This window comes from Ignavibacteria bacterium (genome assembly GCA_017302895.1).
GTDB lineage: Bacteria > Bacteroidota > Ignavibacteria > Ignavibacteriales > Ignavibacteriaceae > UTCHB3.
In genome coordinates this window covers 345,800-372,037 of sequence record JAFLBV010000002.1, presented here as the reverse complement: position 1 = coordinate 372,037, position 26,238 = coordinate 345,800, and the positions used below count along the sequence as shown (strand labels likewise).

At 41.2% G+C, this 26,238-nt stretch carries 20 protein-coding genes and 1 tRNA gene; 18 read left to right on the top strand and 3 right to left on the bottom strand.

Annotation, left to right across the window (positions count from 1 at the left end):
* Positions 1-89: 89 nt before the first annotated feature.
* Complete coding sequence (locus J0L60_09315; GenBank protein ID MBN8546316.1) at positions 90-479, bottom strand: hypothetical protein; 390 nt, start codon at positions 477-479, stop codon at positions 90-92.
* Between the two features lie 216 nt (positions 480-695).
* On the opposite strand from J0L60_09315, the gene J0L60_09310 reads away from it, so the two are divergent.
* From J0L60_09310 to J0L60_09275, 8 genes are all read left to right on the top strand, one after another.
* Positions 696-2,354 (top strand): M1 family metallopeptidase, encoded by a 1,659-nt coding sequence (locus J0L60_09310; protein MBN8546315.1) that lies wholly within the window; start codon positions 696-698, stop codon positions 2,352-2,354.
* Complete coding sequence (locus J0L60_09305) at positions 2,347-3,099, top strand: UDP-2,3-diacylglucosamine diphosphatase (protein ID MBN8546314.1); 753 nt, start codon at positions 2,347-2,349, stop codon at positions 3,097-3,099. The genes J0L60_09310 and J0L60_09305 overlap by 8 nt, the downstream gene beginning before the upstream one ends.
* The gene (locus J0L60_09300) at positions 3,099-5,330 is read left to right on the top strand and encodes a transglycosylase domain-containing protein (protein MBN8546313.1); all 2,232 of its coding nucleotides are present in this window, start codon (positions 3,099-3,101) and stop codon (positions 5,328-5,330) included. The genes J0L60_09305 and J0L60_09300 overlap by 1 nt, the downstream gene beginning before the upstream one ends.
* Before the next feature lie 56 nt (positions 5,331-5,386).
* A tRNA-Leu gene (locus tag J0L60_09295) sits at positions 5,387-5,470 on the top strand.
* A 198-nt stretch (positions 5,471-5,668) separates the two neighbouring features.
* A complete protein-coding gene (locus J0L60_09290) occupies positions 5,669-6,046 on the top strand; it encodes a hypothetical protein (protein ID MBN8546312.1) in 378 nt (125 codons plus the stop codon).
* Positions 6,047-6,151: 105 nt separating this feature from the next.
* Positions 6,152-6,994: a squalene synthase HpnC gene (gene hpnC, locus J0L60_09285; GenBank protein ID MBN8546311.1), complete on the top strand. Its 843-nt coding sequence runs from the start codon at positions 6,152-6,154 to the stop codon at positions 6,992-6,994.
* A complete protein-coding gene (gene hpnD, locus J0L60_09280; GenBank protein MBN8546310.1) occupies positions 6,994-7,839 on the top strand; it encodes a presqualene diphosphate synthase HpnD in 846 nt (281 codons plus the stop codon). The genes hpnC and hpnD overlap by 1 nt, the downstream gene beginning before the upstream one ends.
* Positions 7,839-9,167 (top strand): FAD-dependent oxidoreductase, encoded by a 1,329-nt coding sequence (locus J0L60_09275; GenBank protein ID MBN8546309.1) that lies wholly within the window; start codon positions 7,839-7,841, stop codon positions 9,165-9,167. The genes hpnD and J0L60_09275 overlap by 1 nt, the downstream gene beginning before the upstream one ends.
* A gap of 25 nt (positions 9,168-9,192) precedes the next feature.
* Here the strand turns inward: J0L60_09275 and polA are convergent, their stop codons facing one another.
* Positions 9,193-11,979 carry a DNA polymerase I gene (gene polA / locus J0L60_09270; GenBank protein MBN8546308.1) on the bottom strand — a complete coding sequence of 929 codons (2,787 nt, stop codon included), beginning with the start codon at positions 11,977-11,979 and terminating at the stop codon, positions 9,193-9,195.
* Complete coding sequence (locus J0L60_09265) at positions 11,980-13,401, bottom strand: amino acid permease (protein MBN8546307.1); 1,422 nt, start codon at positions 13,399-13,401, stop codon at positions 11,980-11,982.
* 148 nt (positions 13,402-13,549) lie between these two features.
* Between J0L60_09265 and J0L60_09260 the strand changes: the two genes are divergently transcribed.
* The 10 genes from J0L60_09260 to J0L60_09215 all read left to right on the top strand — a co-directional run bounded on the left by J0L60_09260 (position 13,550) and on the right by J0L60_09215 (position 26,215).
* Positions 13,550-15,091 (top strand): dicarboxylate/amino acid:cation symporter, encoded by a 1,542-nt coding sequence (locus J0L60_09260; GenBank protein MBN8546306.1) that lies wholly within the window; start codon positions 13,550-13,552, stop codon positions 15,089-15,091.
* Between the two features lie 8 nt (positions 15,092-15,099).
* The gene (locus J0L60_09255) at positions 15,100-16,716 is read left to right on the top strand and encodes a sodium-dependent transporter (protein ID MBN8546305.1); all 1,617 of its coding nucleotides are present in this window, start codon (positions 15,100-15,102) and stop codon (positions 16,714-16,716) included.
* Between the two features lie 258 nt (positions 16,717-16,974).
* Entirely contained in the window at positions 16,975-18,081 is a 1,107-nt protein-coding gene (hppD, locus tag J0L60_09250; protein ID MBN8546304.1) for a 4-hydroxyphenylpyruvate dioxygenase, read from the top strand.
* 18 nt (positions 18,082-18,099) lie between these two features.
* Positions 18,100-19,263 carry a homogentisate 1,2-dioxygenase gene (locus tag J0L60_09245; protein ID MBN8546303.1) on the top strand — a complete coding sequence of 388 codons (1,164 nt, stop codon included), beginning with the start codon at positions 18,100-18,102 and terminating at the stop codon, positions 19,261-19,263.
* 19 nt (positions 19,264-19,282) lie between these two features.
* Entirely contained in the window at positions 19,283-20,389 is a 1,107-nt protein-coding gene (gene hisC / locus J0L60_09240; GenBank protein MBN8546302.1) for a histidinol-phosphate transaminase, read from the top strand.
* 64 nt (positions 20,390-20,453) lie between these two features.
* Positions 20,454-21,473: a fumarylacetoacetate hydrolase family protein gene (locus J0L60_09235; protein ID MBN8546301.1), complete on the top strand. Its 1,020-nt coding sequence runs from the start codon at positions 20,454-20,456 to the stop codon at positions 21,471-21,473.
* A 21-nt stretch (positions 21,474-21,494) separates the two neighbouring features.
* Positions 21,495-22,259 carry an AAC(3) family N-acetyltransferase gene (locus J0L60_09230; GenBank protein MBN8546300.1) on the top strand — a complete coding sequence of 255 codons (765 nt, stop codon included), beginning with the start codon at positions 21,495-21,497 and terminating at the stop codon, positions 22,257-22,259.
* Positions 22,260-22,281: 22 nt separating this feature from the next.
* A complete protein-coding gene (locus J0L60_09225) occupies positions 22,282-23,517 on the top strand; it encodes a hypothetical protein (protein MBN8546299.1) in 1,236 nt (411 codons plus the stop codon).
* Positions 23,518-23,534: 17 nt separating this feature from the next.
* Entirely contained in the window at positions 23,535-23,927 is a 393-nt protein-coding gene (locus tag J0L60_09220) for a hypothetical protein (protein MBN8546298.1), read from the top strand.
* Positions 23,928-24,520: 593 nt separating this feature from the next.
* Complete coding sequence (locus tag J0L60_09215) at positions 24,521-26,215, top strand: T9SS type A sorting domain-containing protein (GenBank protein ID MBN8546297.1); 1,695 nt, start codon at positions 24,521-24,523, stop codon at positions 26,213-26,215.
* Positions 26,216-26,238 lie beyond the last annotated feature (23 nt).

Here is a 26,238-nt window from a genome sequence, read left to right as displayed (position 1 = left end):
TTAATAACAAATTAAGTTTAATCTAATAGAGCGAATTAAAACAAAAAAGGTTACCCCGCAGGGTAACCTCAAAAACCAGATTACAGCTATTATTTGAACTGAAGAGGTGTCATTCGTGAGGAGTTGTATACCCGGAAATTATTTCTCGCCGGTTGAACTATTCTGCTGCCCGAAATTGTGAAATCTCTTACAGACAAAGGATAATACGCATTATTTTCGGTGTACTTGCCTGTCACCGGTCCTGTTGTTTCGTAAACCGGCTCACTGTAATTTTCTTCTTCACTATAATCTTCTTCGTGAGTGTTTGACATCGGCACATCTCTGTGATTTTCGAATACAGAGTAATTTAACAAAGTAGCGGAATTTACAGGATCAAACGGCACTTCCGTTTTTCTTGAAGGCATTACTGCCGCCATTACGCTAAAGATAATTGTCAAGATGCCAATGGAGGCAGCGATTATATAAACATATTCTATCATTATGGACTCTCATGAATTTCAAATTTTTATGAAACAAAAGTAATAATGGCAGTATCGACAAATTACAGATTTCGATACATACATTATTTTGCCCGATGAACTTATGTTATAACACCGTAAATATCACGCTTCTTGTCGCTGATACCCAAATTTAGGCACAATAATTGAGCGTGAATGGTTATTTTTGGCAATATGAAATATCGAAATTTTAAGATAGTGACAACATTTATTCTTGCTGCTGTTTATGGTTTATTGTTCGGCTGGAACAGTTTATATCTTCAATCGATTAAATCCGGTGAAATCTCAGAATGGTACGGTTTCAAAAAAAAACTTGAGATTCATAATACGGTTTCGAAAAGAGGTATAGATGTCCTCCACTACGATATTTCTTTGGATATTGATCACACCAATAAAAACATCGAATCCACGGTAGCAATTACTCTCGTCAAATCTTCCCAGTCAACTGATTTATCGCTCGATTTATCAGAGGATATGAAAATAAAGGAAGTTGCGGTTGACGGGAAAAAGGCAGAGTATTCCAGGGATGGTGACAAGGTTAGAATTAATTCTACGAAATTCGATAAAGATACTCTCATTATAAAAGTCAGTTACGAAGGTAATCCCTCCCGCCGGAAAAATTTCTTTTTTGGCAGGATTAACAGTCTTCCGGTAATATATACCTTGAATGAACCGGAGAATGCCCGCGACTGGTTGATTTGTAACGATATTCCGGGTGACAAGGCAACCTTAAATTTTGCAATCACAAATGATTCCGGATTCACTTCCATTTCATCAGGGAATCTTGATTCTGTTGTAAGTAAACCGGGGTCTGCAAAAAAAACTTTTCATTGGAGCACAGACTATCCAATTGCTACTTACCTGATTTCGTTTTTTTCATCAAAATATGTTTCAGAACATGGAACATTTAAGGGAGTTTCCGGGAAAACTCTGGATCTTTCGATTTATGGTTTTCCATGGCAGAAAGGGAAACTGAGACGAATACTTGATGACCATAAAGATTTTATTAAGGTTATGGAAAAGTATTTTGGGGAATACCCTTTCCAGAATGAAAAGTATTCTGTTGTAGCTTTTCTGTGGCAGATGGGTGCGATGGAATATCAGACCGCCTCCGGGTTCGGAAGTGGATTCATCGACAACTACCCTTCGAACATGAATATCTTTGTACATGAACTGGGACACCAATGGTTCGGGAACTCCGTTTCACCTTTGACCTGGAAAGATATCTGGCTTAATGAAGGATTTGCAACCTTTGCCGAATGGCTCTATCTCGAAGAAAGTGGAAAAAAAGAAGGACAGGATTATCTGGGAAGGGCTCTCAAGGAGGAAAAAATGCCTCATTTTTTCCCCGGTCCAATCTATGCTCCGGAAGAAATTTTCTCGTCAGGTGTCTACATCAAAGGTGCGTGGGTATTGAGAATGCTCAGGCACGAAATGGGGGATGAACTGTTCTTTAAATTCCTGAAAGAGTATTACAACAGGAACAAGTTTTCAAATGCCGATACAAAAGGACTGGTTGAACTTGTTAATGAAATTTCGGGCAGGAACTTTGATGAATTTTTTGATCAATGGATCTTTTCCGGTCAGGGTATCGTCTCATTGGAGACAGGGAAGATGGAGGTTAAAGAAAAAACCGGCAAGTACAAAGTTTCACTTAAGTTAAAACAGGTGCAGGAAGAGAAAAGAACTTATAATTTATTGATGGATGTTCGATTTACCGGTGACAAAAAATCTGTCACCAAATCATTTAGACTGAATAACAGGGAAACTGTTGTAAGTATAGATCTTGATTTCAAACCGTCAAAATTTGAACTTGACCCTGAAAATTACTCATTGTTCAGGATGGCTGATGATTAAAAAATCAGATCAGATCGACAAAAAATATTCCAAAGTTTACTTCATTTCTGATATTCATCTGGGTGCAGGTGAGAAGGATTTGAACAGGAAGAGGGAAGACTTGCTGGTCGATTTTCTTCATTTGCCGGAAAGCGGTAGTGCCCTTGTTATCGCCGGAGATTTATTTGATTACTGGTTTGAGTACCGGCAGGTTTATCAAAGAGGTTTCTTTAGAACGCTTGCAGCTCTTTATGAATGCAGCCGGAGGGGAGTGGATATACACTATCTGATTGGCAATCATGATTTTTTTCACAGAGATTTTTTCCAAAAAGAGCTTTCTGTTAATTTGATCGAAGATTTTTTGATCATGAAATGTCTCGACTCAAAATTATTTATAGCTCACGGTGACGGTTATGTGAAAAATGACGGCGGTTACAGGATACTGAAGACTGTATTAAGAAATAAAGTAGTTCAGTTCTTCTACGGACTGATTCATCCCGACCTTGGACTTGCGATTGCCCGTGGCACGAGCAAGGGGAGCAGGCACTACACCGGTGGAAAAGACTATGGGAAAGTGGATGGATTGGTTGCGGTCGCAGAGGAAAAAATTAAAGAAGGGTTCGATTTTGTTATATTTGGACACTCACATAAAAGAAAATTTGAAAAATACGATTCCGGAGCATATATAAACCTTGGTTCCTGGTTTCAGCAACCTTGCTACGGGCTTTTGGATGATAAAGGATTTACCATTACGGATTTGAATTAATGACTGAAAATAAAAGTTTAAGATCAAGATTACAGAAGAAACATAAAATAATGCTCATTGCAGGCGGAGTTTTGGTTCTCTTTCTGTTTTCTTTTGCAATTTTGTGGGTGAAGATAAAATCCGGGCTTCCCGTTGTGGAAGAGCTGGAGAATCCCAAATTTTTTCTGGCGAGCAAAGTCTTTGATACAAAAGGCGAACTCCTCGGCCACTTCTATGTGGAGAATCGTGTCGAAGTGCAGTACGCTGATATTCCAAAAAATCTAATTGAAGCCCTCATTTCTACAGAGGACAAGAAGTTTTTTGACCATTGGGGAGTGGATGTTGACAGAATCATTAAATCAGCGGTAAAAACCATTTTCCTTGGAAAACCACAGGGTGCCAGTACGCTCACACAACAGCTTGCCCGAAATCTTTACAAGTTTAAGGATAATGACGAAAGTTCTTCCGAACTGGCAATGCGAAAAGTGCGGGAGTGGATTACTGCGGTTCAAATCGAAAGATCGTTCTCGAAAACTGAAATTCTCACGATGTATTTGAATTTCAACTATTTTGGTCGCCGCTCCTATGGAATTGAGAGTGCCGCAAAAAATTTCTTTGGTGTGACAACAAAAGAACTGACTCCTGAAAAATCGGCACTTCTTGTAGCATTGTTAAAATCACCCACCTATTTTGATCCTATCCGGTATCCCGAAAGATCAATCCAGCGCAGAAACCAGGTACTTAAGAACATGATGGACGATGGATTTCTCACGGAGGATGAATACCGGAGGTATTCAGGAATGAAGATCGAGATAAGGAGAGAAAAGAAAGAAGCGCTTCTGAACAAGGCTCCCTACTTCCTTGAGTACCTGAAAAACGAGATGATTCAGAGTGAAAAGGCCACCGGAATTGATGTTCTTACTGCCGGTTTGAATATTTATACTACGCTTGACCTCGAAATGCAGATGATTGCTGACCGCGCCGTTGTAAGCAATGTAAACAGATTACAGCGGGGTTTCGACAGTTACTGGAGCTGGGGAGGTAAACAGGCACTGCTTGATGATATCCTCGACAAGGCAATTAAAAACGATGAGGAATATCAGATTCTTGTCACCAAGGAAGAAAAACAGGCTTACTATAACAAGCTCAAAAAAGATAAAAAATTCGTTGATTCCGTTAAGTATGCAGCAACCAGGGTTCAGGCAGGATTTGTAGCCCTTGAAGTAGGAACCGGCCATATTCTTGCAATGGTCGGGGGAACCGACACAACCCGGGGATTTGGACTGAATCATGTTACTCAGATTAAGAGACAGCCGGGTTCAACTTATAAAGCGATACTATATACTTCAGCAATTGAGAAATCGAATGTTTATCCTCAATTCAGAGTTTCTAACGAACCGTTGAAAGGAAGATATTCTCCGAAAAACGCTGACGGTTCGAGCGGTGGAGTTTTCCCTATAAGGACGGCCCTTGAGAGGTCTATTAACATTGTCGCCGTCAGAATGATATCAGACGGAGTGGTGAGTGTCAGTTCGATCAGGGATGTAGCCTCAAAAATGGGGCTAAGGACACCTGTTGCGGATGATGCCACAATTGCCCTGGGTTCATCTGAAGTGGTGCCTCTCGAACTTGCCGGTGCCTTCTCAGTTTTCCCAAACAAAGGGATGTATATCGCTCCGAACTGGTTCAAAAAGATTGAAGACCGCGATAAGAGCGAATTTGTACCATTTTCTCCATCGAAATGGAGGGCTGTTTCCGAAGAAACCGCCGTTATGATGATCAGCATGCTCGAGGATGTGGTTAAATCAGGAACGGCCGCATCCCTTAAAGGAAAATTTCCATTTCCTGCTGCAGGAAAAACGGGAACCACACAGAATTTTACCGACGCCTGGTATGCCGGCTTTACACCCAGAATTGTTGCTCTGGTCTGGATTGGCTTCGATGATGCCCGTATAAAATATCAGGGAGGGTATGGCGGAACGGCTGCGCTTCCTATTTGGGGTGATTTTATGGCTGCTGTTTATAGAGCGAAGAATTATCCGAAAGAAGAGTTTCCCGTCACTGCTCCAAATCTGATTAAAATCGAGCTCTGTGCTTCCGGAACAGGATTTCTTGCCAAGGCGGGTCCCGGTTGTCCTGCTGTGAGTGATTATGTTCTTGCGAGTGAGGCATCTGCCATACCTGTTTGCGAGAAAGCGCATGTGGGTGATGGCGGCAGCAAAAAAACCGACACATCAGGGAGTGAATGGTAAAAGAGGTGTGATTATTTCGGAAAAAATGATTAGATTTGCATTCTAAATTTTGATCTGCCCGGGTGGCGAAATTGGTAGACGCGCTAGATTCAGGTTCTAGTGTCGGTTACGACATGCAGGTTCGATTCCTGTCTCGGGCACTCATTTTTGACAAGCTGAAGATTTTTCTTCAGCTTTTTTTTTATTTTTTTCCCAAATCTCTTGATTATGTCGTTTTTAGTTATTAGGTTATAACATACAGTATAAAAAATTCTTTATCTTTGATAACAGAATTATGGTTTGTTCTCAAACCGCCGTTAGTATCGTGTACACAGAATAAATAATCAGGAGTATCCGTTATGGAATCCGCGCTTTCAAAAAATCAGCATTTGACACATCAAATGTTTGATTTTAACAATGCTGCCGAAAAACTCGCAAAGTTTCAGGACGCATCGATCAACGCTGACAGGATTAAAAAAGCATTTAATCATGCCCACAATGTTAAAGAGAATGCTGAATATCTTCTAAAGCTTCTTTATGAAAAAGAGTTGTTGGAGAGTATTCTTTCAGGTAAAAACAGGTTCTGTATTCATGTTGCAGGTCATAACATAGATGTGCATTTTAAAGATGGACTGACTGAGGAACATCTTTTTATCATTAAAGACATGTTGAAAGTGATTGAAACTCATCTTAAAACCGAGGTTGAAGAATTTGTGGACGCCGCAGAATCTGAATAAGGATTGCGAATGAGTTAGTTTTACTTGTTGGAAGTTGATTTACGGTTCTTCCTGTTTCTTTTTTGAAGGAGGGAGAACCGTTTACTTTAAATATATATGAGGAAGATGGAAAAAGTATTACCGGGTTATGCGGAAGCGCTTCAACTTGCCGGAGCACATTACGAAAATTTTCCTGTGGTCTCGATGTTTGTTCCGGCGAAATTGAGAAAAGATGTAGCAATCATCTACTGGTTTGCAAGAACCGCTGACGACATTGCTGATGAAGGGAGTGCACCGCCTCAGGCGAGGGAAGAAGCACTCGACAGATTTCTTGAGAGGTTCGAAGACTCATTGAAAGGAAATTATCATTCCGAACTTGATGAGGCGCTGGCAAATACCATTTACACTCGAAATCTCGACAGTCAGATGTTCCGGAATTTAATTTCCGCATTTCGTCAGGATATCAGCGTAACAAGATATGATAAATTTGCGGATATTTTGGATTATTGCAGCAGGTCTGCCAACCCTGTGGGAAGGCTCATTTTGCAGTTACATGACATAAGAGATGAAAAATATTATGACTATTCAGATAAAATATGCACCGCTCTTCAATTAATTAATTTTTATCAGGATCTTTCAGTTGACTTTAAACGAAATAGATTATATATTCCCATTGAGGAAATTCTATCTTATGGAATTGATCCTAAGATATTAGTCTTGTCCCCGGAGCAACTCAATGTTTCAGAACTGATACGGTCTCAGGTTGACAGGGCAGAGGCCATAATGATGGATGGACGACCCCTTATCGGGCTGCTTAACGGAAGACTCCGGATTCAAATTTCAGCCACCTTTTATGGCGGATTGTCGATTTTGGAAAAAATCAGATTAGGTGGTTACAACTCTCATCTGATTCGTCCGGCTTTGAGTAAATTCGATTATTTTTATTTATTCATTAGATCGATTTTTTAATGTCGTTAGAACAAGCAAAAGAAATTTCAAAAAAGAGCAACAGCAGTTTCTACTACGCTTTCAATTTATTACCGGCACCAAAACGGGACGCCATGACAACTGTCTATGCGTTCTGTCGCGAAACCGATGATATAGTTGATGAAGAAATTCGCACCCCTGAAGAGAAGAGCAATCTTTTAACACACTGGAGAGTTGAACTTGAGCATGCTTTTAATGGCACTTCCACATACTCTTTGATGAATCGGCTTGCAATGACCATCAAACAGTTTAACATTCCTGTTGAACCGTTTTTTGATTTGATCAAAGGGATGGAGATGGATCTTAAAATACGGCGCTACGATACCTTTGAACAGCTCAGGATCTACTGTTACCGGGTCGCTTCAACTGTTGGACTGATGTGCATCGAGATTTTTGGATACAAGCATCGTAGTGCACAGGAATTTGCAGAAAATCTTGGGATTGCACTTCAATTGACGAATATTCTAAGAGACATAAAAAAAGACGCGGAAAAAGACAGAATTTACCTCCCCCTCGAAGATTTGAGAAAGTTCGGATACTCTGAGGAAGAACTCCTTGACTCGGTTTATAATGATAATTTTATTAAACTTATGGAGTTTCAGGTTTCCAGAGCGATGGAATATTTTAACAAAGCCACAGCAGCTCTTAACAAAGAAGACAAAGGAAACATGTTTGCTGCCCGGGCGATGCAACACATCTATTTCCGCATACTTAAAAATATAATCCACGAAAAATACGATATCTATAACCGGAATGTTAATATTTCTAAAGTGGAGAAGGTTGGCATCTCCCTGGGAGTCTGGGCAAAGTATAGATTAGTTTACTAATGCCACGAGCAATTGTTGTCGGGGCAGGTCTCGCGGGTCTGTCTGCGGCAGTGGAACTCTCCTTAAACGGTTATAAAGTTGATCTGTTCGAATCCACAAAAAAAGGAGGCGGCAGGGCATATTCCTTTCCTCATTCTTTTCACCCCGGTACTTTCCTAATTCAGGCAGATCAATATCTTGTGGACAACGGTCAGCATATACTGATGGGTTGTTATCACGATACACTTTCCTTCCTTGGAAAAATTGGAGCAATGGACAAAATCCATATTCAGGAGAGGATGAGTGTTGAATACAGGCACAGAAACGGGAAATCGTTTACTCTGAAAAGTGGCGCTTTACCTTATCCACTCAATCTGTTACAGGCAATCCTCAATTACGATTTCCTAACCTTTAAGCAAAAACTAAAAGCAGTTCTTTTTATTCAGAAGTTGAGATTTATCCGGCTTAAAACTCTTTCGAATCTTACCGTTTCTGAATGGTTAAAGGGAGAAGGACAAACAGATGAACTTTTTAATGGCATTTGGGAAATCCTTTGTGTGGGAGCGATGAACTCACCCCCTGAGAAAACCTCAGCGTTAATATTTGCGAGGGTTCTCAAGGAAATCTTTCTGAACGGGAAGAATAATGCAAAAATAATTGTTCCGAAATGTGGGCTGAGTGAGCTTTTCGTTGATAATGCAATCAAACTGATCGAGGAGAGGGGAGGTTCGGTCAATTTTGGCAATCCATTGGAAAGTATAGAGACCGGGGATGGACGGGTCGTTTCTCTAAAATTCAGAAACAGAACGATCGAGTATCCTGAAAACACAGTTCTGGCGATTCCTCATTTCGCATTGAAAAAAATTGACGGGATATCCGGAGTTTTTCCGGGAATTGAGAATTTTGATATGGAATATTCATCCATTACAACATTCCATTTGAGGATAGACAGCAACCCTCTTAAAACAGAATTTGTTGCGCTGATTGATTCTCCTGTTCAATGGGTCTTTAATCATGGTGATTATATAACCACAGTTACAAGTGCTTCGACAGATTGGAACACCAAAGAGGAACCGGAAATTATTAAGATTGTGTTGAGTGAACTTGAGAGTTGTTTAGGGATAAAACCTTCAGCCGTAATCGCTCAAAAAATGATAAAAGAAAAACGGGCGACATTCGTCTGCGGAGGGAAAAATCTGGATTATCGACTCCCTTCCAAAACAGGATTCGAAAACCTGTACCTTGCCGGGGACTGGACGGACACAGGGCTCCCCGCTACCATTGAAGGTGCGGTAATGAGCGGGAAGACTGCCGCCAACCTTATTATCTCAAAAAATCAGAACGTCTGATCTCCCGGGTTTTACCTTCCCCGCATTAATGGGCATCCAGCCAGTTGTCTCCATAGCCCGATTCCACTACAACGGGAACATTTAACGGGAGTGCCTGTTCCATCAGATTCTTGATCAGGGGAGTGACAGTTTCGAGTTCCGATTTTGGTGCATCGAATAGAAGCTCATCGTGAACCTGCAGTATCATTTTAGTTTTGAATCCACCGTCATTTAGAGCCGCGTGCACCTTTATCATTGCGAGCTTGATCATATCGGCAGCAGTTCCCTGAATCGGCATGTTTATGGCAACTCTTTCCTCAAACTGTTTGACTGCAAAATTCTTGCTGTTGATATTCGGCAGGTATCTTCTTCTGCCTGTCAGTGTTTCAGCATATCCTTTTTCCCGTGCATTACCGATGGAGTTGTCCATGAACTCCTTAACGCGCTTGAAGGTACCGAAGTATGTATCAATAATCTCTTTTGCGTGGTTCTGAGCTATCCCCAGCCTTATTTTAAGTCCGAAGGCACCAATTCCATACAGAATGCCAAAATTGACCTCTTTGGCTTTCCTTCGCATATCAGCCGTTACCTCACTCGGATCGACCCGGAAAACGAGCGCTGCGGTCCTTCTGTGAATGTCTTCACCATCAATAAATGCTTTTGTCAGGTATTCATCTCCGCAGATGGAGGCCATAATTCGCAGTTCTATCTGTGAATAATCGAGGCTAAGTATCACATTATCTTTTGAAGAAGGTACAAACGCTTTCCGAATCTCTTTTCCGAGATCAGTCCTGATCGGAATGTTTTGGAGATTCGGATCATTCGAAGAGAGTCTTCCTGTGGATGCGACAGTCTGATTGAATGATGTATGTACTTTACCTGTTTTTTTCTCGATCAGTGTCGGCAGTGAGTCGGCATAAGTTGATTTCAATTTGGAGAGCTGCCGAAACGAAAGAATCATATCAATTATTTCATGTTGCCCCCTCAGAGATTCCAGAGTTTGAGCATCCGTTGAATATCCTGTTTTTGTCTTCTTACCGGAAGTCAGTTGCAATTTTTCATACAGGATCTTTTGCATTTGCTGTGGTGAATTGATGTTAAATTCCTCACCCGCCACTGAGTAAATATTGCGTGCCGTTTCCATCATCATAAGTTCAAGATCCTGCGAGAGTTGTTTTAGCATCATACTGTCAATATTAACACCGTTTCTTTCGATGTCTTCCAACACCTCAACCAAAGGGAATTCGATATCAAAAGCGAGATGATGCAATGCATCCTCTTCGATTCTCTTACTGAGTATTTCGTACAACCTGAAAGTGATATCGGCATCCTCGCAACTGTAGATTGACAGGGCATTCAGATCAACATCAAAGATTTTTGAAGGGTCTTTCTTCACACCGATGAGAGTTGAGAGGTGAATTGTATCATAATTTAACCATTGTGATGCCAGATCATCCATTCCGTGCTTTTTGTCAGGATCGATAACATATGACGCAACCATGGTGTCAAAGTAGAAGCCTTTAACTTCGATACCCGCTGTTCTTAAGATCGCAATGTCGTATTTCCCGTTCTGACACACTTTTTTAATTGCGGGATTCGCAAACAAAGGGGAGAAAATTTTCTTAAAATCTGAAAGCGACAACCTTTCTTCAACGCGGGTTGAGAACATGTCAACTGTACGGGTATCAGGTTCGAGAGCAACAAAAAATGCCTCCTTCTCCTTTACTGCGAATGAGACACCTGCTATGCGTGCACTGAAGATATTCAACGAATCGGTTTCCGTATCGAAGACAAAGAGATCGTGACTCGAGAGATAATCAGCGAGTTTTCGAGCCTCATCGGCAGTTTTAACAAGTTTGTAAGTGACTTCTTTTGGATCGAAAGATTTGCTCTTGTCATCATCAGCATCGCCCTCACCCGAGTCAGGTTGATCGGAAGTTTGTACCTGTTCGGGAGAATAATTAAAATATTTGATAGCCTTCAACCAGAGAGTTCTTAATTCAAGGTCTTTGAAATGTTTTTCAAGGAGCGGAAAATTGATGTCTCCGATGGTTGCCTTGTCGGGATCAAATTTTAAGTCGACATTCAGATCGATGGTCGCTAACTCTTTGGAAAGAAATGCGTTATCCCTGTTTGTCTCAAGCTTTGTTCTTACCGAATTAGAGGATATTTTATCGAGGTTCTCATAGATTGCCTCGAGAGTACCAAATTGTTGAATCAGTGGAATGGCAGTTTTTTCTCCGATACCCGCAACACCGGGAATGTTATCACTCTTGTCTCCAATCAATGCAAGATAATCGATCATCTGTGATGGTTCGATTTCAAGTTTTTGTTTGGCGGATTCCATATCATATATGTCAAAGTCCTCTCCCTTGATCCCGGGTCTTACAAGAAATGCATTTTGGGTGACAAGTTGAAAATAGTCCTTGTCAGGAGAAACCATATAGACGGCATAACCGTCCTCCTCAGCGAGCCTTGACATCGTCCCAATTATATCATCAGCCTCGATCTTAGGCATTGCGAAGACAGGAATTGCCATCGCTTCAAGGATATCCTTAATTTTTCCAATCTGCGGGATCAGTTCTTCAGGCATTTCAGCACGATTTGCTTTGTATTGTTCAAATCTTTCGGCTCTCAGAGTTTTTTCTTTTGAGTCGAAAGCAACGATAACTGAATCGGGTTTAATCTCTTCAAGATATCTGAACAACTGGTTAAAAAAACCGAATATCGCTGATGTAGGTTCGCCCGATTTTGTACGAAGCGGTCTGGAGATGAATGCGAAATAAGCTTTGTATGCGATTGCCATCGCATCGATAAGAACAATCTTTTTCATTTACTGATTCTTGCTTTCCTGTTTTTTATTTCTGTATTTGATGTAGAAATAGAAGGGGAGTCCGCTGAGAATTAGCATCAGTCCCATCATGGCGTTTTTGGTATCGGAAACCACGGTATTTACTAAAAATAAAAAGGAGAAAATTACAAAAAGAGCGGGGGTGTAAGGGTATCCCCAAACCTTATAGGGTCTCGGTGTATCCGGCATTTTCTTTCTTAATACAAATACTCCCGCAGCACCGAGCATGTAGAACAACCACGCAGCAAAAATGACATAATCACTGATGGTATCAAATGACCCCGACAATACGAGAACCGCTGACCAGATTCCCTGCACCAAAAGTGAAACATGTGGAGTTGAGAATTTCGGGTGGACCTTTCCAAGACTTTCAAAGAACATACCCTCTCTCGCCATGGCGAACTGGACCCTCGCGGTTGAAAGGATACTTCCGTTAAGAGCTCCAAAAGCTGATATTATTACCGCAATTGAAATTACAGTTCCGCCGGCAATTCCGAAGATTTTTTCTGCTGCACTTCTTGCAACGAGGTCCGAATTTTTCATTTCATCAATTGGAAGCACATACAGAAAAGCCATGTTTATTAAGACATATACTGCAATAACTATCAGTGTTCCCCAAAGGAGAGCGAGAGGAACATTCCTCTGTGGATTTTTAATCTCACCACTCACAAAAGTTACATTATTCCATCCGTCATAAGCCCAAAATGCACCGGCAAGTGCGAGTCCAAAAAGTGACACGATGTTCGAAGCTGTTTCAGCAGGCATCGAAAAGCCGTTTGAAAAATTCGAAGCAGAGCCATCACCAAGAATGAAAATAAGAACCGTAAGCCCGAGAATCGAACCGATTTTTACAAAAGTTACTATAGTCTGAACTATTCCACCGAAGAAAACTCCGACATAATTTACTCCGGTAAGAAACAAAGTTACACATATGGCAATGGATTTGGTGCCAAACTCTGCAAACGGCTTTATCATCCCCACAAAAGGCATATAGACCTCAAACCCTGCCATCGAAGGAGACAACCCTCCAATCTGAAGATAAGAATTCAGATATTCTGCAAAAACATAAGCTATGGCAGCCTGACTTCCTGTCTGGATTACCGATAAAACAGACCAGCCATACATATAGGATGTAAAATCACCATACATTTTTTTGAAGTAAATGTACTGCCCTCCGGTGGCATCTATCATACCGGCAATTTCTGCATTGATTAAAGCTCCGACCAGTGTGATCAGACCCGCAGCAATCCACACAATAATCAGAAGTTCCGGTGAAAGAAGTTGCCCTGCCATCGTGGCAGGCTTGCGAAAGATACCGGAACCGATCATGGATCCTGCAACAATCATGGTTGCGCCCGTAAGCGTGAGTTTGCGTAATAAATCGTTTTTGCTGTTATAGTTCATTTATTTGAAGGAGGGTGGTGAATATATTACTAAAAAATTGATGATTTGATGATTTTTTAAAATTAATCGTTTCAAGTTTCAATAATACTGATTATTTTTGTTTTTTAAAGAATGCTTCACAAAAAAATCTCTGATATCCGGAAAATTCATGAAGTTTAAACTGCCGCCACTTCACACACAGATATTGATTGCGCTTATAGCAGGTGCCCTTTTTGGTGCATGGCTCAATGTCGATGAGAACAATTTTGTAATATCCTTCATGGATAAAAAAGAAAAAGTCGAACAGAATATTACTGACTGGAGTTCTGTCACTCTTGTAAAAATTGACCTCTCCAAAAATATCAAAGACTCAGTTTCATTTAAAACCGGCGAAAAACCGAAACTTATTAACTCCTTCAAGACATTTAAAAAAGCAGGTTTTGCTGTTGACCTCATTGCCGTCTCTGTCTCATCTGATGAGTCAAAACGAATCGGGAGAACAGAACTCTACACCGATGTAAGGATGGTGCGAAATGAGAAAACACCCGCAACATGGATCAGATGGCTGGGTGACATTTTCATTCGTCTATTGAATCTGGTGGCAGTTCCTTTAGTATTGGCGAGCCTGATTGCCGGCGCTGCGAGTCTTGGCGATATCAAAAAATTCGCACGAATCGGGACAAAGACTTTAACCTACTACATTTTGACTACCGCTTTCGCCGTGACGATCGGGCTTGTACTTGCAAATGTAATACAACCCGGTGAAAGGATGAATGAGACCACCAAGAACAATCTGCTTCAAACCTACTCACAGGATACACAGGACAAAATTGGAAGCGATGTTGAGTTTGACGGAATAAAGATGATCGTGGAGATGATTCCGAAGAATCCCTTTGCAGCGCTTTCCCAGGGTGAAATGTTGCAGATAGTCTTCTTCGCTGTTTTCTTTGGGATGGTTTTGACTTTTGCCGACAAAGAAAAGTCGAAGATAATGCTCAATTTTTTTGACGCTCTCAGCGACATTATGATAAAGATGATAGATGTTATCATGAAATTTGCACCCGTTGGTGTGTTTGCACTTATCGCTGCCACTGTCTCGGAATTTGGATTCAACATACTCGAAACGCTCTTGTGGTATGCAGTTACAGTTCTTCTGGGACTCTTTTTGCATACGGCAGGTACTTACAGTTTGCTTCTAAAAATATTTACGAAATTCAGCATTGTTAAGTTTTTTAAAGGCATAAGACCCATGCAACTTGTTGGTTTTAGTACCAGTTCCTCGGCAGCAACACTTCCCGTAAATATGGAATGTTGTCAGGAGAATCTTGGCGTTTCAAAATCAATTACCAGTTTTGTATTACCTCTCGGGGCAACAATAAACATGGACGGAACTGCACTCTATCAGGGTGTCGCGACCGTTTTTATCGCCCAGGTTTATGGGATGGAATTGTCACTTGCTCAGCAGATTACAGTGGTTTTTATGGCTGTACTGGCATCGATTGGAACAGCACCCGTTCCCGGAGTCGGGATCATCATGCTGATAATAATTTTGAAATCGGTTGGTGTGCCTGAGCAGGGAATAGCTCTAATCCTGGGAATAGACAGAATATTGGATATGTGCCGAACAATCACAAATGTAACAGGTGATGCTGCAGGAGCCGTTATAATAGCACAAAGTGAAAATGAGTTAATCGAAATAAAACAGGAGTAGCATATAGAATGAGTGGTACTAAAGAAAGATGGGCGTCGAGACTCGGACTGATCCTTGCAGTTGCAGGAAATGCAGTCGGGTTGGGTAACTTCCTAAGATTTCCTGCACAGGCAATACAAAATGGCGGTGGCGCCTTTATAATTCCCTACCTCGTTTCTCTGGTCCTGATGGGAATTCCACTTTTGTGGGTTGAATGGGCAATTGGAAGAAAAGGCGGCCAGCACGGGCATCATTCCACTCCGGGAATGCTTGATGTGTTGGGAAGATCGAAATTACTGAAGTATTTTGGTGTTTTTGGAATTTTTACCAATCTGGTTGTGGCAGCATACTATTGTTATATTGAGTCGTGGACGCTTGCTTACACATTCTTCTCAGTTCTCGATGTTTTTAATGGTATGACACAGCCTGAAGTAATTCAGTATTTTAAAGACTATCTTGGTTCGGGTGAAGGTTTTATTAATTTTTCGCCGATCGCTCTTTTCTTTTTCTTTGTAACAATCGGACTTAATCTTTGGGTGCTCTCCCGTGGGATCAGTGCAGGGATTGAAAAAGCCAGCAAAATACTGATGCCTTTGCTGATTCTATTTGGTATTTTTCTTGCCATCAGAGCACTCACACTTGATGCGGGTGAATACGGGGCAGTGGAGGATGCAGTTGCGGGTTTGAATTTCCTTTGGACTCCTCACTTTGACTCTCTATCAAATCCCAAGGTTTGGCTCGCAGCAGCCGGTCAGGTATTTTTCACACTTTCAGTAGGAATGGGATCTATACACTGTTACGCTGCATATCTTAGGAAAAATGATGATGTGGCTCTAAATGCCACAACTGCAGGATTCATGAACGAATTTGTCGAGGTGGTTCTTGGCGGTTCGGTGGTGATTCCGATTGCTGTGGCTTATCTCGGACTGGCTTCATTGAGCACTTTCAGTGGATTCGGAATGTCTTTCATGACTCTACCAATGTTATTCGAGAATTGGGGTCCGCTGCTTTCAGCTCTTGGTGGTTTTACCTGGTTCGGATTGCTGTTTTTTGCGGGAATTACGAGTTCAATTGCGATGGGACAACCTGTAATGGCTTTTCTGCAGGATTCATTCAAGTTCAGCCGCCAAAAGTCAACAATGTTTTTTGGGCTCGCAGTAGTTATTCTCGCTCTACCAACGATTCTGCTCTACGATCACGGGGCTTTTGATGAATTTGATTTTTGGGCAGGGACTTTCTCGCTGGTTGTTTTTGCTCTGGCTGAATCCATTATATTTTTGTGGGTTTTTGGAATTGATAATGCCTGGGAAGAAATCAACAGGGGAGCCGACATTAAAATTCCTGTGATCTTTAAATACATTTTGAAATATGTTACACCCACATTCATCGGCCTTGTTTTTATAGGTTCAATGATACAACCCGTCGGAGGAAAGTGGATTGAAGCATTTACAGGTTTGTTCAACGGGCACGGTTGGAACCTTGATCCATCAAGTGTTTTAGGAACACTTTTTCATATCGGAATTGACGACCCCGAGAAAATTCTCGTTACGAACTTAACAAGACTTCTTCTCGTGTCAGTATATGTCTTGATAGGTATTCTTATTGCCTTCGCATGGAAAATCAGATTAAAAGAAGAAAGGATTTAAGTAAATAAATGAGTACTGCTGCATTACTAATGATGATCCCGACATGGTCGGTTATTATTTTCTTCACCGTTTACTTTATGGCAAAAGCACTTAAGACACAGCACAGCCATGATGGAGAAGAGTAGAAATTGAATTTGTGATTTGCAGGTCAGGTGACTTATTTTAGAGTTTCCCGACCTGCACTTTATTATTATTTTAGGGAATTAAATTTTAATTATTCTTTTATTCCTCTTACTAACCATTAATACCGGAGATCAAATGGCTAATAAACTGGGAATCAGAGGCTACGATTATGTCGAGTTTTTTGTCGGTACGGCGAAAATATGGGCATACTGGTTTGCCAAAGCTACCGGCATGAAAATTACAGCTTATTCAGGTCCTGAAACCGGAGTGAAAAACAAGGTTTCCTACCTCCTGCAAAAAAACAACCTCAAAATTGTTGTTACATCACCCGTTAAGCCCGAAAATTACGAGATTTACAACTTTCTTCAACGCCACGGTGATGGAGTAAAAAGGTGGACTCTTAATGTAAATGATGTTGAATATGCGTTTAATCATGCAATTACCAACGGAGCTATTCCCACAATAAAGCCACGGGAAGTGAAGGACGAAAACGGACTCTATTTTGAAGCGGCAATCAAACTCTATGATGACGCTGAAATCTCTTTTGTGAACCATGACGAATACAAGGGCCTATTCCGTCCCGGATTCGGTGAACCCGTTCAAAATTATGAAGTGGAAACTCACGAAACAGGTCTTCAGATAATTGATCACATAGTCGGTAATGTTCGCGAAAATGAAATGAACTTCTGGGTTGACTATATGAATGCATCCCTCAGTTTTGAAACTTTTGTTGATTTTAAGGCAGGGGATATCGGTACAAAGTATTCCTCACTCCTTTCGAAGGTTGTGAGATCAGAGGACAGCATAATCCGAAATCCTGTGAATGAACCTTACAAAGGATTGAAAAAATCGCAGATTGAAGAGTATATCGAGGAATTTTGCGGGACCGGAATTCAACATATCGCCATTAGAACAGATAACATAATAGAGACAATTTCGGCGATGAGAAAGAACGGAATTGAGTTCCTGAGTACTCCACCCGACACCTATTATCAGATGTTGAAGGAAAAAGACCTTAAGGTTGAGGAAGATATTGACGAACTGAAACATTACGGCATTCTTCTTGACCCTGAAAGTGACGGTTATTTGTTGCAGATATTCACAAAACCCGTTGGTGACAGACCCACATTTTTCTTCGAAGTGATTCAGAGAAGGGGAGGAAGTCAGGGATTCGGAAAAGGTAACTTCCAGGCACTCTTTGAAGCGATCGAGAGAGATCAGGCTGCAAGAGGAAACTTTTAATTAAGAGGAGACAGTACGATGCCATTTTATTATAAACTTGGTGAATTGCCTCCCCGCAGGCATACCACTTTTTACAAACCCGATGGAAAATCCCTTTACAGGGAAGAACTTTTCAGCACGAGAGGCTTCTCGGGGGTCTATTCCAACAAATACCATTTTCACATTCCGCCACAGGTAAAAGAAATAAGGGAAATTTTTCCTTTTACCACAAAAGACTGGGAAGATGCTCCGATTCAGTACTATCACTTTGTTACGGGGAGAAAAGTAACCCCCGGTAATATCCTGACAGCCCGTCAGTCATTTATGAGGAATTCGGGCTGCAATATCTCTACCGCCCATATTACCGAGGAAGCTGATTTCTTCTATAAAAATTCACAGATGTCAGAACTGATTTTTGTCCACCACGGTAGCGGAAAGATGTATTCCGAATATGGTGTTATTCCATTTCAGCAGTGGGACTACCTGATAATTCCTAAAGGGACAGTGTACCAGTTGAAATTTGATTCATATGAAAAGGTGAAACTTCTTATAATTGAATCACTTACCCCCTTTGAAATACCAAGGCACTTCAGAAACGAATATGGTCAGTTGACAGAAGATGCACCATATTACGAAAGAGATTTCAGACCTCCTTCACACCTCGAACCAAACTTTGAGGAAGGTGACTACAAAATGATTGTCAATCTGAACGGCAGACATTTTGAATATGATGTGCCCCATCATCCGTTTGATGTTGTCGGTTGGGACGGCTTTTTATACCCTTACTCGTTTAACATCAAGGATTATGCTCCAAAAGTGGGACGGCTCCACCTTCCGCCACCTGTACATCTTCTATTTTGGACGAGCAATTTTGTAGTGTGCAATTTCTGTCCGAGGTTGTTCGACTTCGACCCGCAGGCGATACCTGCTCCTTATTTCCACACAAACATCGACAGCGATGAAGTGATCTATTATGTGGATGGCGACTTCATGTCGAGAAAGAGCATCAGCGAAGGGTCGGTTACACTTCACCCGATGGGGATTCCGCACGGACCTCAGCCCGGGAAAACAGAGGCTTCAATCGGAGCAAAAGAAACATTCGAATATGCGGTCATGATTGATACTTATGCACCACTTCGACTAACTGAAAATGTCAAAGATACACTCATCGAAGGATATGAAAATTCCTGGCTTGAGGTGTAAATAAAGACCGGATACAACAATGATCAAACTACCTGAACACATAAAAAATCTTACACCATATAAAGCGGGAAAGCCGATTGAGGAACTCGCAAGGGAAAAAGGGCTTACCAAAATTGTAAAGCTCGCTTCCAATGAGAATCCTTTGGGTCCCTCTCCGCTGGCATTAAAAGCCATCGCAGAAAATCTGAACGAGCTTCACCGCTATACTGATCCCAAATGCTATAACCTCACGAAAAAACTCGCTCAATATTATGAGGTTGATCAGGATCGTATAATAGTAGCAAGCGGTTCCGATGCAATTTTACAATACATTATTTCGGGAGTCTGTGAAACGGGAGATGAAGTAATCACCTCACAGGGCACATTTATTGGCTGGTATGTAAACGCAGACAAGTATAATATTAATTGTGTAAAAACCCTGATGGATGATTTTACATACGATCTTGATGCAGTTTATGATGCCATAAACACAAAAACGAAAATAATCTATCTGGCGAACCCGAATAATCCCACAGGTACGATGTTCACCAGGGCTAAATTTGATGAATTTCTTGCCAGGGTTCCTGATTCAATTCTGATTGTTCTGGACGAGGCTTACACCCTTTATGCCCGTGAAAATCAGGAATATCCTGATGGATTGAAATACGAAAAGAGTAATTTAATGGTTCTTCGTACTTTCTCAAAGGATTACGGCCTGGCAGGACTGAGAATTGGAGCGGGATTTGGCGACCCGCAACTAATTCAGTCGCTCTACAAGGTGAAGTTACCATTCGAACCCAACATGCTTGCTCAAATTGGAGCGATGGCGGCTTTGGGTGACACAGAATTCCTGAAACGGACTGCAGAGCTTAACAAGTGGTCCTTAAACCGGTTCAGACAGGCTTTCGATGAGATTGGAATCAAATACACCAAATCGGTCGGAAACTTTCTTATGCTCGTTTTCCCTGACGAAAGCACCGCAATTCAGTTTAATGATGAGTGCTTAAACAGGGGTCTTATACTCAGGTATACAGGCTCATTTGGCGTTCCCAACGGAGTCAGAATAAACTCGGGTACTGAAGAGGAGACTGAGTTTGCAATTCAAATTATTGTGGAAGTAATGGACCTGATAAGGGAGAAAGCCTGAAGTTTTTCAGAGCTGTTTCCAAGATCCAAAACAAAATCACCTGTTTTTTAATAAAGAGAATGAAATGAAATTAGTTAGTTATCTGAAAGACTCGAAGTTTAGAGCGGCACTTCTTATAAATGATGTAATAGTCGATATTGAAGACGGCTCCGGTTCTACCGGAAAAAAACTCCCCGCTTCCATGAAAGAGCTTCTTGAAGTCTGGGGTGATGCTTCGGGAATTCTTGAAATGATTATCAAAAATTTCCATTCGGGAAATATTGGCGGTATTCCTGCCGGAGAGGTCACGATTGGTCCTCCCGTACCAAATCCCACTTCCTGCCGCGACGGGTATGCATTCCGTCAGCATGTGGCTACGGCGCGAAGAAACAGGGGAGTTCCGATGATTGCCGAGTTCGATCAGTATCCCGTCTTTTACTTCACTAATCATAACGCGATCTATGGTGGCGGTGACCTGATTGTAGAATCGGATCATCTGCAAAAACTTGATTTTGAACTTGAGGCAGCCATTGTAATTGGCAGACATGGCAGGAATATCAAATCCTATGAAGCTGATAATTACATCGCAGGATATATGATAATGAATGATTTTTCCGCCAGAGTTCTGCAGATGGAGGAAATGCTGCTTAATCTCGGTCCTGCAAAAGGGAAGGATTTCGCAACAGCAATCGGACCGTGGCTCGTTACTCCCGATGAACTTGAAGGAAGAAAAATCTCCACACCTTACGGTGACAAGTTTGATTTGGCTATGAAAGCCAGACACAATGGTAAACTCATTTCCGAAGGCAATCTTAGTCAGATGGACTGGACTTTTGCAGAGTTGATAGAGAGAGCCTCATACGGTGTCGATCTTTATCCCGGTGACATAATCGGTTCCGGAACTGTCGGTACAGGTTGCTACCTTGAATTAAACGGTACCGCAGCACTGGAAGCGAAGGAAAAAGGAGAGGATTTCACACCTGTATGGCTGAAAGAAGGGGATGAGATCGAACTTGAAATTGAAGGATTGGGAAGACTTTCAAATACAATCAGAAGATCGGTTGACGATTACAGCATCCTCGCGAAAAAAAAACTGATTCTTTAACGAGCATGAAAATATAATCTCTTGGTTAATGAGATAACCGGATCAGGAAAACTTCTCCTTTTTCATACTTCTTTTGGTTGTATCAGGGAATTTGGCGGGTACTCAAGTCCGTTTGACTTCATTTCATCACTTTGTTCTGTCAAAAATGATGATACAACGCTGGTGATGCCGTGTTTCAGCTATAATTTCATCAACCGTTTCAAGGATACTCTCCCTTTCGACAGAGATTCAACTCATTCTCTAACCGGGGCCCTGACTGAAGAATTCAGGAAGTATCCGGGTGTGGTTAGAACTTCTTCGCCGTCTCATTCGTTCCTTTTTCTGGGTGATGGCACGGGACTGACTCAATCGAACAACCCTGTCTCCCCGTTGGGAAAGGGTTCGATGTGTGAGGTTATTCAGTCTAATGCCTCAGCAAGAATCGTAATGATTGGCTGTGGATTTGAATCCTTGACCCACCTTCATTACCTCGAAAACCGGGAGCAGTTGCCTTACATTCACATCAACCCCTGGGAGTATATGGGAGCAATACCAATGTCACTGTCAAATTCGGGGGTTTATCCCGTTATTGAGTTTCCCGGGTGTGCGAAAGGGTTCAGGGTATTTGAAAATTATCTATTAGCGGATGGTGAACTTAAAAGCCTTTCCGCCCGATTCAAGTTTTATATCCTTGAGCCTGAGTGGTTACGGGAAAAATTTATTTCCTTTATTGATCGCAATCCATTTGTGTTGCTTTGTAAATCAGGTTGCAAAACCTGCGAATCAAGATTGATCCTTCAAAAATAAAAAATACACCGGAGAAATTTTAATGCCTTATAGAATTTTACTGCTTATGTTACTGTCCGTTTCAACATTGCTCTCTCAATCCGTCTTTTTCGATTTTGCGACTCTTGCGAGAAAAGACAGTTTTTACACTGAATTAAAACTGAAAATCGTTGAGTGCCAAAAACCCGCAAACTTTAAAAACGCTGATATAATGGCAAATGGTTTGTGGGCTGCAGAATTGACGATGGACAGAAGCCCTGAGTTTAAGGCTTTCCTCGGATCAATGATGGATTCTCTTATTAAATTCGACTCCGATATACAAAGGAGAATACTTCAAACGGCTTTCACACTTTACAGGGGTGAGTTTAAAGAGTCTGCTGAAAAGTTCGCGAGACAAACTTCAAATGTCAAACTGTTTGCAATGGCTGTTAATTACTGCAACCTTAATATATCCGAGATGGAGGAATACGAAAAACTCGCCAAAACAAAATTTGCAGGAGAAATGAAAAACCCGATTCTTCAGGCACTGATTGGAAATCTCTCGATGAAGTCGAATGGGGGACAAAAACTTCCACCCGTTACCGATCTCTTGAACTACGGAAAAGACACTTCAGTTTTCAGGATGTTCATGTTTGTTCGTAACGACAGAAATTATGCCGGCAGAATTGTCTTCAGAAGGAAGAACGGCGAATTTCTTCGGGACAATTCAGGTAAATTAGTGACACTTCCATATTTTGCCAGAGCACTTCCCAACATGCCAGGCTATCTTACCAATGGAAATTCACCGCAGGGGGTTTTCTCTGTAACTGGTGTTTACAATTCCGCAGCCAAGTTGATAGGACCCACTCCACGAATACGGTTGTTTATGCCATCAGAAACCGATAACAACACATTCTATAATTCAAAAGCGAACCTGAAAGGGGAGAGCGATTCGATACTTTACAGGAAATTGTTCCCCGAACGCTGGAGAGATTATTTCCCTGTGATGGAGTCTTTCTATGCAGGCAAGGCAGGCAGGTTTGACATAGTTATGCACGGAACCACTGTCGATCAGAGGTACTATCTCAAGGAGGTTTTTTATCCAAATGTGCCGACTCACGGGTGTCTCAGCGGCATCGAATTATGGGACGATAAAGGAATTCTCATAAGCAGCGACCAGCAGAAACTGTTGGATATCTATTCTTCTCTCGGAAATCCAAAAGGGTTCCTCTACCTTATTGAACTAAATGACGAGAAAAGAACCGTAACCGATGAAGACATCGAAAAACTTTTCAATTAAACGGAAAACAAACTAATATGATAAATACCAGGATTTTAATGTCACTGAGTGCCGTCACATTGGCATTGTTTGGATTTTTGTCATCCTTTTTCTCCAAAGAACTGCTTGTTCATCTTAAAATCACATCGAACGGGGCAGCCGACATGATTATTCAGATTATGGCAGCACTCTACATGGGTTTCGCAATTATGAACTGGATGCAGCGGCAGGCAATTATCGGGGGAATATATGCCAGACCACTTGCGATGGGGAATTTTTCTCACTTCCTGATCGGCACATTCGCTCTCGGAAGAGTCCTCTCTGAAAAACCAAACCTCCCGGGAATGTGGGTTCTTACTTCAATCTATTTTTTGTTTGCATTGTCATTTGGAATTGTGATGTTTTTTCATCCTGTGAAGAAGAGGGAGTGAAACTTCAACTTTTAAAGTAGCGGAGTCACAGAGTCACGAAGTCACAAAAATTCAATCAAGGCTGCCCTGATGTAATTATCGGGCAGCCTTTTATTTGTATTATGGCAACATATAATCTGTCTTTAATTTTGAACCAATATTTTTACAATGTTCAGCAAAACTAAATGTAAAAAAATAATTTTTCCCCCTCTTGACTTTAAATAAAATTATGTTTACACTAAATAAAGCTATTTATAATTTATTCCCGGAGCAAACGGAAACAAGCCCATACTAAAAAAGAAGAGTAAAATTCTCTTCCGGTTATTAAGAATCAACCTTTTCAGGGTGTTATCAGGGATAACTCCATTTTTCACATCTCTCATCCCACCCCGGTTAAGCGCACCAAAAGAGGATAGTTTAAGCTATTCCCTTGCTAATCAGTTTATAAACTGAACAAAACATACGAAGGCGAATTGTTTTTATATTGGAGCAGATGATGAAAAAGACATTCTTGTTTTTATTCTTAACAATTATTATTACCCCCCCCATATTTATGCACAGTTAGGAAAAACTGTGTTCCCTAAACTGATGTTAGTGAAATAGGAGGTAAGGCGATGAAAAAGATTCTTTTAATGACAATATTTGTATTAACAGCAAACGCATTTTCACAGCCGGAGGCTTTTGATAATCTTCTGTTCAGGTTCAAATGCAATACAATAGACTCCATAGCCTACAATCAGGGCGGAGGGGTGGATATAGGCACAAAGATCGCAACACTTGGTGACTGGAATGGTGATGTCAAGGACGAGTTCCTGCTGATCTCCTGCCGGGAATACTTATCACCGCACGGTTATATGATTGATGGTTACAGATACATGATATTTGAGGGGGGAAATCCCCCTCCTCCCATGCCAAAGTATCATTGGTTTGTGAATAACGGCGGGAACACCAATAATGCAGAGACAGACCCAATAATCTATGACTTTAATAAAGATGGTTATCTTGATATTTGTAAGTTAAGAATGTATTATAATTTAATAGACACCATGGATATTTTTTATGGAGGTCCTGATTTTGATACAATTCCTGATTTAAGTTTGCCTACTCCTGGGCGACATGTCAACAATAGTCAGCAGTTACATTTCTATGGCACTACTATAAATTTTGGTGACTTTAACGGAGACGGTACTAAAGAAATGATGCTATCGAGTTTTTTGAATCCCTTTGCAGGAGGGGGGAAGTACGGTTTTTTATTGTTCTTGCCGCTTACTGTCCCGTTTTCTACAGTTCAATATTATCTGGGACTTCCTGATACACTAACAAGAAGAGAAGGTTTTGGTTCACAAATATTAACAAGTGGAGACATAAACGGGGATGGTTATACAGATGTATTGATGCAAACTGATACACTTAACGCAAATAACAATATAAGTTACACAAAACGTCTGGGCGCCAAACTTATTTTCGGAAACCCTCAGTATTCGTTGGATAATTATGTTTTCTTTTCGGAAGACACGATGTACGCATCCAATATGCGAATAATACCCGACATAAATGGTGATGGAATGGCTGAGTTGATGTGGACAAAAGACTTTCCCGACTCTTATGTACAAATAAGTTTTGGGAAAAGAGGATCTGGTCATGTACTTACAAGGGATGTTTCTTTTTGGTTAACAGGTACGGCACTAAAAACGCCTAAACTGCTCGGAGATATTAATAATGATGGTTACAATGATCTTGGATTTGTATCCTATACCTTAACCGGCGGTTCACTTGTTTTGCTTGGGGGTCCAACACCTGTTATTGGAAGACGATATACAGACTCATATCACCGTCACATGGGGCAAGTTGGTGATATAAACGGTGATGGAGTTGATGATTTTGCTGCCGGTGAATTTCACGGTAACGGTGGCGGAAATGCATGTCAGCGATTGGAGTGGGGTCAGCCGCTTTATTATATGGTCTGGTCAGGAGACACCACAGCAATAAACCCGAGCGGGATCGAAGACGAACCACTGCCAGAAGGATATAATATTGAGATAAATCCATATCCAAATCCCTTTAACCCTGAAGTAAAGGTTGAGTATATTCTTCCTGAATCGGGAGAGGTGAACCTTTCCGTCTATTCTCCCCTCGGAGAAGAAATCGTTAAAAAAAATCTCTCTTACCGGAACAAAGGTAAAAACGAGACCACACTTGATTTTTCAGGCTTAAATGTACCAAGCGGCGTCTATTTACTCCGGTTAACTCTTCAAACACAAGACAAAGGAACAATGGTAAAAACCACAAAACTTGTCTTTATGAAATAAATAATTTAATAAAAAGGCTGCCC

Coding starts and splice junctions, on each gene's coding strand:
- J0L60_09315 (MBN8546316.1), bottom strand. CDS start 479: ATGATAGAATATGTTTATATAATCGCTGCCTCCATTGGCATCTTGACA.
- J0L60_09305 (MBN8546314.1), top strand. CDS start 2,347: ATGATTAAAAAATCAGATCAGATCGACAAAAAATATTCCAAAGTTTAC.
- J0L60_09300 (MBN8546313.1), top strand. CDS start 3,099: ATGACTGAAAATAAAAGTTTAAGATCAAGATTACAGAAGAAACATAAA.
- J0L60_09290 (MBN8546312.1), top strand. CDS start 5,669: ATGGAATCCGCGCTTTCAAAAAATCAGCATTTGACACATCAAATGTTT.
- hpnC (MBN8546311.1), top strand. CDS start 6,152: ATGGAAAAAGTATTACCGGGTTATGCGGAAGCGCTTCAACTTGCCGGA.
- hpnD (MBN8546310.1), top strand. CDS start 6,994: ATGTCGTTAGAACAAGCAAAAGAAATTTCAAAAAAGAGCAACAGCAGT.
- J0L60_09275 (MBN8546309.1), top strand. CDS start 7,839: ATGCCACGAGCAATTGTTGTCGGGGCAGGTCTCGCGGGTCTGTCTGCG.
- polA (MBN8546308.1), bottom strand. CDS start 11,979: ATGAAAAAGATTGTTCTTATCGATGCGATGGCAATCGCATACAAAGCT.
- J0L60_09265 (MBN8546307.1), bottom strand. CDS start 13,401: ATGAACTATAACAGCAAAAACGATTTATTACGCAAACTCACGCTTACG.
- J0L60_09260 (MBN8546306.1), top strand. CDS start 13,550: ATGAAGTTTAAACTGCCGCCACTTCACACACAGATATTGATTGCGCTT.
- J0L60_09255 (MBN8546305.1), top strand. CDS start 15,100: ATGAGTGGTACTAAAGAAAGATGGGCGTCGAGACTCGGACTGATCCTT.
- hppD (MBN8546304.1), top strand. CDS start 16,975: ATGGCTAATAAACTGGGAATCAGAGGCTACGATTATGTCGAGTTTTTT.
- J0L60_09245 (MBN8546303.1), top strand. CDS start 18,100: ATGCCATTTTATTATAAACTTGGTGAATTGCCTCCCCGCAGGCATACC.
- hisC (MBN8546302.1), top strand. CDS start 19,283: ATGATCAAACTACCTGAACACATAAAAAATCTTACACCATATAAAGCG.
- J0L60_09235 (MBN8546301.1), top strand. CDS start 20,454: ATGAAATTAGTTAGTTATCTGAAAGACTCGAAGTTTAGAGCGGCACTT.
- J0L60_09225 (MBN8546299.1), top strand. CDS start 22,282: ATGCCTTATAGAATTTTACTGCTTATGTTACTGTCCGTTTCAACATTG.
- J0L60_09220 (MBN8546298.1), top strand. CDS start 23,535: ATGATAAATACCAGGATTTTAATGTCACTGAGTGCCGTCACATTGGCA.
- J0L60_09215 (MBN8546297.1), top strand. CDS start 24,521: ATGAAAAAGATTCTTTTAATGACAATATTTGTATTAACAGCAAACGCA.